18 protein-coding genes are annotated in these 12,967 nt (G+C 64.2%); 14 read left to right on the forward strand and 4 right to left on the reverse strand.

Annotated features, from left to right (window positions below; genetic code table 11):
* Positions 1–255 (reverse strand): acyl carrier protein, encoded by a 255-nt coding sequence (locus LB526_RS21160; RefSeq protein WP_041003067.1) that lies wholly within the window; start codon positions 253–255, stop codon positions 1–3.
* Positions 256–458: 203 nt separating this feature from the next.
* Here LB526_RS21160 and LB526_RS21165 point away from each other — a divergent pair, with 203 nt between their 5' ends.
* Genes LB526_RS21165 through LB526_RS21185 form a run of 5 tightly spaced genes read left to right on the forward strand, consistent with a single transcriptional unit; the run spans position 459 to position 2,863 of the window.
* The gene (locus tag LB526_RS21165; protein ID WP_411967903.1) at positions 459–1,340 is read left to right on the forward strand and encodes an urease accessory protein UreD; all 882 of its coding nucleotides are present in this window, start codon (positions 459–461) and stop codon (positions 1,338–1,340) included.
* A 21-nt stretch (positions 1,341–1,361) separates the two neighbouring features.
* Entirely contained in the window at positions 1,362–1,664 is a 303-nt protein-coding gene (locus LB526_RS21170) for an urease subunit gamma (protein WP_041003069.1), read from the forward strand.
* 12 nt (positions 1,665–1,676) lie between these two features.
* On the forward strand, positions 1,677–1,931 hold the full coding sequence (locus tag LB526_RS21175) for a DUF1272 domain-containing protein (RefSeq protein WP_140756795.1): 255 nt from the start codon (positions 1,677–1,679) through the stop codon (positions 1,929–1,931).
* A 25-nt stretch (positions 1,932–1,956) separates the two neighbouring features.
* Positions 1,957–2,550, forward strand: a complete 594-nt coding sequence (locus LB526_RS21180; RefSeq protein ID WP_224546631.1) for a HupE/UreJ family protein — start codon at positions 1,957–1,959, stop codon at positions 2,548–2,550.
* A gap of 7 nt (positions 2,551–2,557) precedes the next feature.
* Positions 2,558–2,863: an urease subunit beta gene (locus LB526_RS21185; protein ID WP_224546641.1), complete on the forward strand. Its 306-nt coding sequence runs from the start codon at positions 2,558–2,560 to the stop codon at positions 2,861–2,863.
* Positions 2,864–2,883: 20 nt separating this feature from the next.
* Here LB526_RS21185 and LB526_RS21190 read toward each other — a convergent pair whose 3' ends face one another.
* Together LB526_RS21190 and LB526_RS21195 are read right to left on the reverse strand one after the other, a co-directional pair.
* A complete protein-coding gene (locus LB526_RS21190) occupies positions 2,884–3,369 on the reverse strand; it encodes a hypothetical protein (RefSeq protein WP_140843683.1) in 486 nt (161 codons plus the stop codon).
* A 159-nt stretch (positions 3,370–3,528) separates the two neighbouring features.
* A complete protein-coding gene (locus LB526_RS21195; protein WP_140546156.1) occupies positions 3,529–3,906 on the reverse strand; it encodes a hypothetical protein in 378 nt (125 codons plus the stop codon).
* A gap of 167 nt (positions 3,907–4,073) precedes the next feature.
* Between LB526_RS21195 and ureC the strand changes: the two genes are divergently transcribed.
* The 8 genes from ureC to LB526_RS21235 all read left to right on the forward strand — a co-directional run bounded on the left by ureC (position 4,074) and on the right by LB526_RS21235 (position 10,750).
* A complete protein-coding gene (ureC, locus tag LB526_RS21200; protein ID WP_411967905.1) occupies positions 4,074–5,786 on the forward strand; it encodes an urease subunit alpha in 1,713 nt (570 codons plus the stop codon).
* A 143-nt stretch (positions 5,787–5,929) separates the two neighbouring features.
* Positions 5,930–6,469, forward strand: coding sequence for a hypothetical protein (locus LB526_RS21205; protein ID WP_224629765.1), 540 nt, complete (start codon positions 5,930–5,932; stop codon positions 6,467–6,469).
* 56 nt (positions 6,470–6,525) lie between these two features.
* Entirely contained in the window at positions 6,526–7,131 is a 606-nt protein-coding gene (locus LB526_RS21210) for a glutathione S-transferase family protein (protein WP_224525745.1), read from the forward strand.
* A complete protein-coding gene (gene ureE, locus LB526_RS21215) occupies positions 7,128–7,712 on the forward strand; it encodes an urease accessory protein UreE (protein ID WP_224525744.1) in 585 nt (194 codons plus the stop codon). Before LB526_RS21210 ends, ureE begins: the two co-directional genes overlap by 4 nt.
* Positions 7,675–8,376: an urease accessory protein UreF gene (locus LB526_RS21220; RefSeq protein ID WP_411909038.1), complete on the forward strand. Its 702-nt coding sequence runs from the start codon at positions 7,675–7,677 to the stop codon at positions 8,374–8,376. The genes ureE and LB526_RS21220 overlap by 38 nt, the downstream gene beginning before the upstream one ends.
* 454 nt (positions 8,377–8,830) lie before the next feature.
* Positions 8,831–9,271, forward strand: a complete 441-nt coding sequence (locus LB526_RS21225) for a DUF3995 domain-containing protein (RefSeq protein ID WP_224525743.1) — start codon at positions 8,831–8,833, stop codon at positions 9,269–9,271.
* Complete coding sequence (gene ureG, locus LB526_RS21230; protein WP_042637471.1) at positions 9,268–9,900, forward strand: urease accessory protein UreG; 633 nt, start codon at positions 9,268–9,270, stop codon at positions 9,898–9,900. The genes LB526_RS21225 and ureG overlap by 4 nt, the downstream gene beginning before the upstream one ends.
* A gap of 82 nt (positions 9,901–9,982) precedes the next feature.
* The gene (locus LB526_RS21235) at positions 9,983–10,750 is read left to right on the forward strand and encodes a class II aldolase and adducin N-terminal domain-containing protein (protein ID WP_140628305.1); all 768 of its coding nucleotides are present in this window, start codon (positions 9,983–9,985) and stop codon (positions 10,748–10,750) included.
* Between the two features lie 406 nt (positions 10,751–11,156).
* Here LB526_RS21235 and LB526_RS21240 read toward each other — a convergent pair whose 3' ends face one another.
* Entirely contained in the window at positions 11,157–11,789 is a 633-nt protein-coding gene (locus LB526_RS21240; protein ID WP_224525742.1) for an HAD family hydrolase, read from the reverse strand.
* A 207-nt stretch (positions 11,790–11,996) separates the two neighbouring features.
* Here LB526_RS21240 and LB526_RS21245 point away from each other — a divergent pair, with 207 nt between their 5' ends.
* Positions 11,997–12,953 (forward strand): sugar-binding transcriptional regulator, encoded by a 957-nt coding sequence (locus LB526_RS21245; RefSeq protein WP_095768100.1) that lies wholly within the window; start codon positions 11,997–11,999, stop codon positions 12,951–12,953.
* Positions 12,954–12,967: the final 14 nt, after the last annotated feature.

The following is a 12,967-nucleotide window of genomic DNA, read 5'->3' on the forward strand; positions in this document are numbered from 1 at the left end:
TCAGGCTTTTTTCGCGATCAGTTCGCGAACCGCCTCGACCATGTCGCCGACGTTCTTGAGGTTGCTCCAGGCATCAACCGTGTTCATCTCGATCTCGATGCCGTACTTTTCCTCGAGATCGAAGATGATCTCGGTCAGCTCCAGCGAATGGATGCCGAGCGTGCCGAGATCGGTGCTGGCGGTGATTTCCTCGCCGCCGGTATCGGCATGCGCCTTGATCTTTTCGATGATCTCGGTCGTCAGCTGGTCAGCCATTCGGTTCCTTCCCTGTCGTTGCCCGACGCCAACTGATCAGCGCCTCTTTTTTTGATCCCCGGATCCAACAAACGCCGTTGCCTTACCTCGCCAGGCACCGCGCGACCGCTCCAAGGTGGCTTCCCTCTATAGAAACCGAAACGATGTCAAGCAACAAGCGATATCGACAAAGCCGCCGGAGTGCTTAACCTGGGATCATGGACATGATCGGCAACACTTTGACATCCCAGCTTGCCTCGCCTTTGGCCGCCCCTCCCTTGCCTGCCGCGCAACGCGTTGCCGGCCTAGGCAGGCTTTTCTGCGGCAAGAGCGGGGGCCGGACGCGCCTGCGGCGGCTCTATCAGGACGGATCGGCCAAGATCCGCCTGCCGGCGGTGCAAGGCGATCCGCTCGAGGCGGTGCTGATCAACACCGCCGGCGGACTGACCGGCGGCGATCGCCTCGGCTGGACGGTCGAGGTCGGCGCCGACGCCTCCGCCGCCGTCACCACCCAGGCCTGCGAGAAGATTTATCGTGCCGCCGCCGACAGGGCCGAGACAAGCGTCAACCTGCGGGTCGGTCCGGGCGGCCGCATCGCCTGGCTGCCGCAGGAAACTATCGTTTTCGACCGCGCCGCCTTCGCCCGCACGCTGGATGTCGAGCTTGGCGACGATGCCGAGGCACTGGTGCTGGAGGCCGCGCTGTTCGGCCGGCTGGCGATGGGCGAGCGGACAACCAACGGCAGTTTCCATGACCGCTGGCGGGTCCGCCAGGGCGGCGCGCTGATCCATGCGGAGGATTTTCGGCTCGGCCCGGACATCGCCGCAACGCTCCAGCGGCCGGCGGCGACCGGCGGCGCGCTTGCCGTCGCCACATTGCTGCTGGTGTCGCCGCAGGCCGAAAGTCTGCTGGAGCCCGCCCGCGCCATCATCGGCGACCCCGCCATCGGTGGTTGGGGCGGCGCCAGTTTCTGGCGCGTCGGCCGATCTGGCAAGCTTCTTGCGAGGCTCTGTGCCGGCGACGGCTACCAGCTCCGCAAGCGGCTGGTTCCGCTCGTCGAACTGCTCAATGGGCGGGCGGGCCTGCCTAAATTGTGGTCACTCTGATTTCGATTGCCGGGAAGTTGCATGAACCTGACGCCGCGTGAAAAAGACAAGCTGCTCATCGCCATGGCGGCGATGGTGGCGCGCAAGCGGCTGGAGCGCGGCGTCAAGCTCAACCATCCCGAAGCCATCGCCTTGATCACCGACTTCGTCGTCGAAGGCGCGCGTGACGGCCGCCCGGTCGCGGAATTGATGGAGGCGGGTGCGCATGTCGTCACTCGCGCCCAGGTCATGGACGGCATCGCCGAGATGATCCACGACGTCCAGGTCGAGGCGACATTTCCCGACGGCACCAAGCTGGTGACCGTGCATGAACCGATCCGGTGAGGAGGAAGACAGATGCTGGAGCTCAGGCCGAATTGCGAATGCTGCGACAAGGATCTGCCGCCGGAAGCGACCGATGCGCTGATCTGCACCTTCGAATGCACCTTCTGCGCCGACTGCGTGGACAATGTGCTGGGTGGCGTCTGCCCCAATTGCGGCGGCAATTTCGCGCCGCGGCCGATCCGGCCGGCGGCCAAGCTGACGAAATATCCGCCGTCGACCAGGCGCGTGCTCAAGGCCGAAGGCTGCGGTCCGCGCAAGGCCGCTTGACCGGTTCAATTGGAAGGGCAGAAAGATGATCCCCGCTTCGACGAAACGTGCCACGCTTGCCGCGATCCTTTTCCTGGCAGCCGCCATGCCGGCCTATGCCCATGTCGGCATCGCCACGACCTCGTCCTTCGCCGCCGGTTTCGCGCACCCGCTGTCCGGTCTCGACCACATGACGGTCATGATCGCCGTCGGCCTGTGGGCGGCGCTGAAGGGCGGCAAGGCTATCTGGGCCTGGCCGCTGGCCTTTGTCGGCGTGATGCTGGCCGGCGGCGCGCTCGGTATGCTGCATGTGCCGATGCCTTTCGTCGAGCCCGGCATCCTCGCTTCCGTGGTGACGCTTGGCCTGCTGGTGGCACTGGCGATTGACCTGCCGGTCTCGACCGGGATCGCGGTCATCGGTCTGTTCGCGCTGTTCCATGGTCACGCCCACGGCACGGAAGTGCCCGAAAACGCCGGCGGGCTGGAATACATTGCGGGCTTCGCCGCCGCGACGGCCCTTCTCCATGCCGTGGGCATCGCGGCGGCCCTCAGCCTCGGCATGCGCTTCCGCAGCCTGGCGCGCGCTGCAGGTGCGGCTTGCGCGGCGGCCGGCGTCGGCCTCGCCTTCGGCGTGTTGTGAGGGCGCGATGATCCCCGGCGAAATCATCGCGGCCAAGGGCGAGATCGAGCTCAACAAGGGGCTGCCGACCGTAACGCTCAAGGTCGCCAACAGCGGCGACCGGCCGATCCAGGTCGGCAGCCACTATCATTTCTACGAAACCAATGAGGGCCTGAAATTCGACCGCGAGAGCGCGCGCGGCATGCGGCTCGACATCGCCGCCGGCACCGCGACGCGCTTCGAGCCCGGGCAGGAGCGCGACGTCACGCTGGTGCCGCTGGGCGGCAAACGCGAGGTCTATGGCTTCCAGCAAAAGGTGATGGGCAAGCTGTGACGTCCGCCGGCGCGCTCACGTCACTTCGGAGGCTTGGCGGCGGCATAGATGACGACCTTCCCCGGATTGTCGAATTCTACGGCGAGCACGTCCTCGGCCTGCACGCGCCGCGAATCGATCGCGTTGAAGAGCAGGGCGTTCGCCTCGATCTCCTGGCGCAATTCGGCGACATCCTCCTGATGCTGCTTCACCTTGTTCTCTATCGCCGGCGGCGGCCCGCCCTCGCTGCGCGCCGCGTCGGTCAGGAACACGATGTCGACCGTATCGAGCTTGGTTGTCTTGCGCACCGTGCCGATGTTGTCGCGGGTGCGGTCGATGGCAGTGATGACCTTTCCGGCCTCCGTCGAGGAAAGCGCCTCTTCCTGCCGGACATCGGAATCGACGATTGCCGCGGCAGGCCTGTCGTTGTCCAGCGGCTGCGCCGCGGGCGCCGCATGCGGCGCAGCCACGAAAAGCGTGGCGGCAACCGCGGAACTCCATCTTTTAAAACGCGGGGCTTTCGCCATCGCTCGCTCCTGACTGAACTCGTGGCGGGGCGACAACAGCGAAACGGTCCTGCTTGGCCGGAGGTTCCCTTCAAAAGCCGGCAGGCGGACCGTGACGCGGCCCGCATTCCCTTCAAAATATGGCTGGCGGACCGCAAGGCGGCCCGCCTGGGCGTGCAATCAGCTCGCTTTCTTGGTGATCAGCGTCAGCGCGCCATTGGGCTGCATGCTTGCGGCGATCACCTGCGCGGAGCTCATGCCTTTGGCTTCGAGCGCGGATTTGACCTTGGGCGTGGCGTCGATCGACTTGCGCAATGTCTGCAGGCCGGCATCGCCGCGCTGCGCCACGATCTGGTTGACCTGCGTCTGCGTGTCCTTGGGCAGTTCGGTGATATCGACGACGTTGACGCTCTGGATAGCGGGCGCCGCAGACTGGGCCTTCGGTGCGGCGGGCGCGGTCGGCGCGGGGCTGGGCTGCGGCGTCGGCTGCTGCTGGGCATTGGCAGTGCCCGCCATCAACGTGGTGGCGGTTGCGGCGAGAAGAATCGCTTTGAGCATGGATATTCCTTCCATCGGTTTGGCAAACGGTCCTTTTGGGCTGACCGGGGCACCTCAACCGCCAAATGGGAGCGCAAGGTGTCGCCGAGCGGGTCATTGCGTGACCATTGGGTGGCGACAATGTGCACCTCGCGTTCATTCAACTTGAATTTCGGGAGCAATCGCTGATGGCCAGGATAAGCCGTGCCGCCTATGCGCAGATGTATGGACCGACGGTCGGCGACAAGGTGCGGCTTGCCGACACCGAGCTCTTCATTGAGGTGGAGAAGGATCTCACCGTATACGGCGAGGAAGTAAAATTCGGCGGCGGCAAGGTCATCCGCGACGGCATGGGCCAAAGCCAGGTGACGCGGGCCGGCGGTGCGGTCGATACCGTCATCACCAATGCGCTGGTCGTCGATGCGCTCATCGGCATCGTCAAGGCCGATATCGGCCTGAAGGATGGCCGCATCGCCGCGATCGGCAAGGCCGGCAATCTGGACACGCAGGCCGGCGTCACCATCATCATCGGCCCCGGCACCGAGATCATCGCCGGCGAAGGCAAGATCCTGACGGCCGGCGGATTCGACGCGCATATCCATTTCATCTGCCCGCAGCAGATCGAGGAAGCGCTGATGAGCGGGGTCACCACCATGCTTGGCGGCGGTACCGGCCCGGCGCACGGCACCTTGGCCACCACCTGCACGCCCGGGCCCTGGCACATGGCGCGCATGATCCAGTCCTTCGATGCCTTTCCTATGAATATCGGCCTGTCGGGCAAGGGCAATGCCTCAAAGCCCGCGGCGCTGGAAGAGATGGTGCTGGCCGGCGCCTGCTCGCTGAAATTGCATGAGGACTGGGGCACGACCCCGGCCGCCATCGACTGCTGCCTGTCGGTCGCCGACGATTACGACGTGCAGGTGATGATCCACACCGACACGCTGAACGAGTCGGGCTTCGTCGAGAACACGGTGGCGGCCATCAGGGGCCGCACCATCCATGCCTTTCACACCGAGGGCGCCGGCGGCGGCCACGCGCCCGACATCATCAAGATCTGCGGCCTGCCCAACGTCATCCCTTCCTCGACCAACCCGACCCGGCCATACACGGTCAACACGCTCGCCGAGCATCTCGATATGCTGATGGTGTGCCACCATCTGTCGCCGTCGATCCCGGAGGACATCGCCTTTGCCGAAAGCCGCATCCGCAAGGAGACGATCGCCGCCGAGGACATACTGCACGACATCGGCGCCTTCTCGATAATCTCTTCCGACAGCCAGGCCATGGGCCGCGTCGGCGAGGTGGCGATCCGCTGCTGGCAGACCGCCGACAAGATGAAGCGCCAGCGCGGCGCGCTGCCGGACGAGACCGGCGACAACGACAATTTCCGCGTCCGCCGCTACATCGCCAAATACACGATCAATCCGGCCATCGCGCATGGCCTGTCGAAGGAGATCGGCTCGATCACCGTCGGCAAGCGCGCCGATCTCGTGCTGTGGAATCCGGCCTTCTTCGGGGTCAAGCCGGAGATGGTGCTGGTCGGCGGCTCGATCGCCGCAGCACCCATGGGCGATCCGAACGCCTCGATCCCGACGCCGCAGCCGATGCACTACCGGCCGATGTTCGGCGCCTATGGCAAGGCCTTGACCAATTCATCGGTGACCTTCGTCTCGAAGGCCGCCTTCGACGCCGGCCTGCAGGGCAGGCTGGGCGTCGACAAGGCGATGATCGCGGTCGAGAACACGCGCGGCGGCATCGGCAAGCATTCGATGGTGCTCAACGACGCCACGCCACATGTCGAGGTCGATCCCGAAACCTACGAAGTGCGGGCCGACGGCGAGCTGTTGACCTGCGAGCCCGCGACCGTGCTGCCGATGGCGCAACGGTATTTCCTGTTTTGACAGGCGGCTGATCGGCGAATGGGCAAATATCGTTGCGGCTCGCGCGCGCAGACCGCAATATGCGGCAAAGCAGCAGCCGCATTGTGATTACGCATGCCCACCGAAATCGCCTCCCCGACATCTTTCCGCATATCCGCATCGTCATGGGCATGGTGATCGGCCTCGGCGTCACGCGTCTGCTTTCGGGAACTGCCCGCATCGTCCAGCATCCAGGCCAGTACCGGCTCTATGCGGTGCATCTCGCCTGGGTCGCTTCGGTGCTGTTGATGCTGGTGCATTTCTGGTGGTGGGAATTCGGCCTCTACGCCATCGAGAACTGGACCTTCGGCAAATATCTTTTCATCATCTTCTACGCCATCACGCTGTTCCTGCTTTGCGCGCTGCTGTTTCCGGATTCGATGCTCGATTACACCAGCTACGAGGACTATTTTTATTCGCGCCGCGCCTGGTTCTTCGGACTGCTCGGCTTCACCTATCTGCTCGACGTCGTCGACACGCTGCTCAAGGGTCCCGAGCACTTTGCCCGCTTCGGCAATGAGTATCTGTTCCGCACGCCGGTCTTCGTCGCGCTTTGCCTGGTGGCGATCCTGGTACGCGACCGCCGTTTCCACATCGCTTTCGTCGCGGCTGCGCTTGTCTACCAGGTATCGTTCATCCTGCGGCTCTTCGACACCATCGTCTGAGCGCCATTGGGCTGATACGGGCGATGGTCTAAGGTTTCGGAAAAGCAAGGTTAACCATGTACAAGGCCGTCGGATCGCGCGGATCCCGGGTCAGCCGGGTGCTCTGGATGCTCGAGGAGCTCGGGCAGCCCTACGAATTCGTCGAGGTGAAGCTGCGCTCGCCGGAGGCTTACGCGCTCAACCCCTCCGGCAAGGTGCCGATCCTGATCGACGGCGACCTCCAGGTGACCGACTCGGCGGCGATCTGCGTCTATCTGGCGGACAAGCATGCCGACAAAGGCATGGGCGCCAATCCGGGTCTTGCCGGCCGTGCCGAGATGGATTCCTGGATGCATTTCGCCCAGAGCGAGCTGGAAGCGCCGCTGTGGAACAAGCTGCGCCACCGCTTCCTGCTGCCCAAGGATGTGCGGGTCGATGTCGGCCCGGCCGCAGCCTATGATTTCGCATCCGAAATAAAGGCGCTGGAACGGCGGCTTGGCGACAAGCCCTTTGCGCTGGGCGACCGCTTCTCGGCCGTCGACGTGCTGCTGGGCGATATTGGCGCCTGGGCTCGTGCCGGCCGTTTTCCGATCGAGTCCCAGCGCGTCAACACCTATTTCGATCGTGTCCTCGGGCGCCCCGCTCGTGCCCGTGCCCAAGCCAATGGCGGAGCCATGAAATGAAGCTCAACATCACCACCGATTTCACCAAGTTTCCGCGCGCTGTCTCGGTCGTTCCAGCCGGCGAGGCCGGCTCAGCGCCGCCCTACGACAAGGCAGTGCTGCCGCATGACGAGCGGCACCTGCGCCGCCGCGCCGTTGAAACCGCCGGCGGCGACAAGGTGCTGGTCGACCTGCCCGAGCCGGTGGCGCTCGGTAATGGCGACCGGCTGGTGCTGGAAGACGGCCGCCAGCTCGAAATCGTCGCCGCGCCCGAGGAGGTCTACGACATCCGCGCCCGCGACGCGGTTCATCTCACCGAACTTGCCTGGCACATCGGCAACCGTCACCTCGCGGCGGCGATCGAGGCGGAGCGCATCCTTATCCTGCGCGATCATGTCATCAAGGCGATGCTGGAAGGCCTCGGCGCCACGGTGAATGAGGTTTCGCAGCCGTTCAGCCCGGTGCGTGGCGCCTATTCCGGCCATGACCACGGCCATTCGCATGATCACGATCATGACCACCACGGCCATGATCACCACGGCCATGATCACGATCACCACGATCATGCGCACGACCATCACCACGACCACCATCATGACTGAGGAGCTTTCCAGCGTCGCGCTGCTGCGACTGATGGCCTGGCTGTCGCCGTCCTTTCCGGTCGGCGGCTTCTCCTACAGCCACGGGATCGAGCGCGCCGTGCATGACGGGCTGATCGCGGATCGTGACGATCTCGCCGGCTGGCTGGAGACGCTGGTCGAGATCGGCTCGGGCTGGAACGACGCTGTGCTCTTCGCCGAAAGCTGGCGCCGCGGACGTGACGGCGGCGATCTCAGCGAGGTTGCCGCGCTGGCCGAAGCGCTTGCCGGGTCGCAGGAGCGGCATACGGAAACCATGCTGCAGGGCACAGCCTTCCTCCACGCGGCGTCGGCCTGGTCGTCTCGAGCGCTGGAGCGCCTGCCGGCCGATTGCCCCTATTGCGTAGCAGTCGGCGCCCTTGCGGGCGGCAGCGGCATCGGCCTTTCGGATGCGCTTTCCGCCTTCCTCCAGGCTTTCTTCTCCAACCTCCTGCAGGCGGCAATCAGGTTGGGTGTCGTGGGCCAGGTCGATGCCGTCGCATTGTTAGCCGGCTTCGAATCGCTGGCGCTGGCGACTGCGTCGCGCGCCGCCGCATCGACGCTCGATAATCTGGGTGGCGCCGCCTTCATGTCGGACATCATGGCGATGAACCATGAAACGCAATATTCGCGGCTGTTCCGGTCATGACCTTTAGCGCAAACAGGATACGCATAGTAAACGCCTTTCGAGACCTCCGATCATTGCCCGTCACTGTGGTGGGGCATTCCGCAGGATCGACGATCAATATTGGATTTGGAAGATTGCTTCCACTCCGTTACGCGAAGCGCCGATCGGGGCGTCGCCGCCCCGGTTACGCAAAGCTGGCTGAACGAGACCTGTTTCTGCTTTCGGCGGACTGGGAGGTTCAGGGAGCTTGCGGTTATCGCCTTCGTTCGTCGGACAATCCGGGTCGGATCGCAAAGGAAGTACAGTCCTTGATAGGTAAGACAGTCGTGAAAACCTCGCTGAATGGATTTCACCGACAGGTCCAGATCCACTTTACCGATCGCCGGACATTACGGATCCAGCCGGACCGCTACGATTTTGACGGCTGGGACCTAAGAACCGGTCGAGATATCCTCTCTCCGGGAAGTGATCGCTGATGACCATCCTTGCCGGCATCCTCTCCTTCGTCCTGCTCCTGATCACAACGCTGCATGTCTATTGGGGCATAGGCGGCATCTGGCCGGGCACGGACCAGGCATCCTGCGCCCGCGCCGTCGTCGGCTTCCGCGGTGTCGATGAGATGCCGTCGTCATTCGCGAGTTTTGCTGTCGCGGCCTGCCTGGCATTGGCAACGCTCTGGCCGCTGGCGTTGGCCGGCGTCTTTGCGACGCCCTTTCCAAGAGAGGGCCTGGCGGCCTCGGCATTGATGATCGGCCTCGTCTTCCTCGGCCGCGGCATTGCCGGCTTCACGCCCTGGTGGCGCCGGCTTGCGCCCGAACAGCCTTTCGCGCGGCTTGACCAAAGTCTTTATTCGCCGCTTTGCCTCTTGATCGGGGCAGGCTTCGCAATCCTTGCCATCACGGAGTTTCCGGCATGACGTCGAAAAACGGTCCTCTTCGCATCGGCATCGGCGGCCCGGTCGGCTCCGGCAAGACGACGCTCACCGAAAAGCTCTGCAAGGCGTTGCGCGACGATTTTTCGATCGCCGTCGTCACCAACGACATCTACACCAAGGAGGATGCGATGATGCTCGCGCGGCTACAAGCATTGCCCGAAGAACGCATCGTCGGCGTCGAGACCGGCGGCTGCCCGCATACCGCCATCCGCGAGGACGCCTCGATCAATTTGAGGGCCATTGCCGAGCTGAACAAGAAATTCCCCGATCTCGACATCATCTTCATTGAATCCGGCGGCGACAATCTCGCAGCCACCTTCTCGCCCGACCTTGCCGACTTGACCCTCTACGTCATCTCGGTCTGCCAGGGCGAGGAGATCCCGCGCAAGGGCGGCCCGGCCATCACCCGCTCGGATTTCCTGATCATCAACAAGAGCGATCTGGCGCCCTATGTGAACGTCAACCTCGACGTCATGGAGAGCGATGCCGGCCGCATGCGCGGCAAAAGGCCGTTCGGCTTCACCGACCTTTCGCGCGGCAAGGGATTGCAGGACGTGATCGACTTCATCGTCGAGCAGGGCGGGCTGCAGTCGGCGCGCCCGGCGGCTTGATCCGCTGAGCCAGCGTTTATCGGTTGCTGGCAGCCGCCATGCGCGGCATTCTCGGAAAACAAACCCAAGCGGAGGATTTTCGATGAGCCTTGCCCGCCTGCACAAGGAACCGCTGAGCAACCTGCCCTATTATGAGGAGCGGGTCGATCTCGCCGCCGCCTTCCGCTGGACGGCGCGGCTCAACATGCATGAGGCGGTGGCCAACCACTTCTCGCTGTCCGTCAACGACGAAGGCACGAAGTTTCTGATGAATCCCAACCAGGTGCATTTCTCGCGCATCAAGGCGAGCGACCTGCTGCTGATCGACGCCAACGATCCCGACACGCTGTCCGGCCCCAACGCGCCCGACCCGACCGCCTGGGGCCTGCACGGCGCCATCCACCGCAACGTCCCGCATGCGCGCTGCGCCATGCATGTCCATTCAATCCACGCCACCGTGCTTGCTTCGCTCGCCGATTCGACGCTGCCGCCGGTCGACCAGAACTCGGCCATGTTCTTCAACCGCCATGTCGTCGATGCAAATTATGGCGGCTTGGCCTTCGAGGAAGAGGGCGAGCGCTGCTCGCAGCTTCTCACCGACCCCAAGGTCAAGGTGATGGTCATGGGCAATCACGGCGTCATGGTCATCGGCGACACCGTCGCCGACACCTTCAACCGCATGTTCTATTTCGAACGCGCCGCCGAGACCTACATCAAGGCGCTGTGGACCGGCCGTCCGCTGCGCACGCTCTCGGACGAGATCGCCGAGAAGACCGCGCGCGAGATGGACGATTATCCCGGCCAGGCCGAGCGTCATCTGGCCGAGCTGAAGGCGATCCTCGACGAGGAAGAGCCGGTCTACCGGAATTGATGCTGGACTCCTTCCTTCTTCCCCCGGTTACGCTATGCACACATCTTCTGTGACTGGCGCGACTGATCAGGCCGAGGCTTGATTGCCAGGTGGTTCCCCCGATCCGTCGCTGCTTCGCAGCGCCACCTTCCCCCCTCCGGAGGGAAAGGAAGGGAGCGTTGCTGGGCGGGCGTTGACGGCAAAAGGCTTGGCGCCTTTCCTCTACCCCGTCGATCGGGGGAGAGGTGGCTCGGCGAAGCCGAGACGGAGTGGGGGTCGACCACCGCTACATAAGACAATGCATGCGCCAAGCTGCCATGCACGCTATCGCCAAAGGCCAGCCCGCTTGGAAATGTGTGCATGCCGTAGCCCGTTTTACGGGGAGAAGATGCCCGAAGGGCGGGGCGGCGCCGAGGTCTGAAGCTGCTCAGAGCCCCAGTTGCGCCCGCAGCTCCTCGGCGCTGTTGATGATGATCGCGCCGGCCGGGCCTTCCATCGGCGCCTCCGGCCAGAAGATCGTCTTCATGCCCGCCGCCAGTCCGGCCATGGCGCCTGTCAGGCTGTCGTCGACGGCAAAAGCATCCGCCGGATCGACGCCGGCGAGATAGGCGGCGCGCAGGAATGGTTCGGGAAGCGGCTTGCCGTCAATTACGTCATTGCGGCTGACCGTCATCATGCCCGGATAGGTGAGGCCGACGGCGCGCAGATTGGCGTCGACGATCAGCCGGTCGGAGTTGGACACCACCGCCTGCTCGACGCCGAGCGCGCGCAATTCGTTGAACACCTCGATCGCGCCGGGGCGGGGCTTCAGCGTTTCGGCCAGCGGCAGATAGTGATCGTATTTGCGCACGATCCAATCGTCGAAGGGCAGTGCGAGGCCGAACTCGTCGCGCAGCATTTCGTAGACCGGCCATGCCGCGATGCCCAGCACGCGCTGATGCAGGTCGGGCGGCGGGGCGATGCCGACGCTGCGCAGCGCCGCCACAAGTGCCGCCTCGTGCAGCGGCTCGCTGTCGACCAGCGTCCCGTCCATATCCCAGAAAACGGCTTTCGGCGTCATGCGCGGCTCCCTTCGCCGATCCCCTTAATCGGTTTCCCGGTGGAGATAAACCGTCCCGCCGGCAAATGGTTGGGCAAGCGGCGGATTGATCCTTGGGGATCAGGAAAACTGCCAAGCAATTGCTCTTTCGATAGACAATTGCGCGTCGGCGCAATCGCTGTAAGCTATGGCGCCCGTTTCAGCATTCTGCGGGCTGGGAGGCGAGACGTGAATTCGCGACAGGAAATCGGCAGCACCAGGTTGGACGACGCCGCGCGCGCCGGCTGGCTTTATTATGTTGCCGGCAACACGCAGGACCAGATCGCCGCCAAACTGGGCATCTCCAGGCAGACGGCGCAGCGGCTGGTATCGCTCGCCATGTCGGAGGGCCTGATCAAGGTGCGGGTCGATCATCCGATCGCAAACTGCCTGGACCTCGCCGCGCGGCTTAAGTCGCGCTTCGCGCTCGACCTTGTCGAAGTGGTGCCGAGCGACCCGACGTCGAGCTCGACGACGATCGGCATCGCGGAGGCGGCCGCGGCCGAGATCGAACGCCGGCTGCGCTCCGAGGCTCCCATCGTCATGGCGATCGGCACCGGGCGCACGCTGAAGGCGGCGATCGAGCAACTGCCGCCGATGGACTGCCCGCAGCACAAGGTCGTGTCCTTGACCGGCAACATCTCGCCCGATGGCTCGGCCGCCTTCTACAACGTCATCTTCACCATGGCCGACCGCGTCAAGGCGCGGTCGTTCCCGATGCCGCTGCCGGTCATTGCGTCCTCGCCGGAAGAGCGCGAGATGCTGCTCAACCAGCCGATGATCCAGCCTACATTGGCGCTGGCGGCCGAGGCCGATGTCACCTTCGTCGGCATCGGCGATCTCGGGCCCAAGGCCCCGCTCTACGAGGACGGCTTCATTTCCGAAAACGAGTTGAAGGCGCTGCAGAAGGCAGGCGGTATCGCCGAGATCGTCGGCTGGGTGTACGACCGCGAAGGCCGCATGATCGAAGGCATCACCAACGACCGCGTGTCTTCCGCCGCGCTGCCGTCGCGGGAAAGGTCGCTGGTCATCGCTCTGGCCATGGGCGAACGCAAGCTGGCGGGCATCCTGGCCGCCGTCAACCGCCGGCTGGTCAACGGCCTCATCACCGACGAACGCACGGCCGAAGCACTGCTTGCCGGCTGATTGCCCATAAAAAA

Source organism: Mesorhizobium sp. CA6, from assembly GCF_020165035.1.
Taxonomy (GTDB): domain Bacteria; phylum Pseudomonadota; class Alphaproteobacteria; order Rhizobiales; family Rhizobiaceae; genus Mesorhizobium.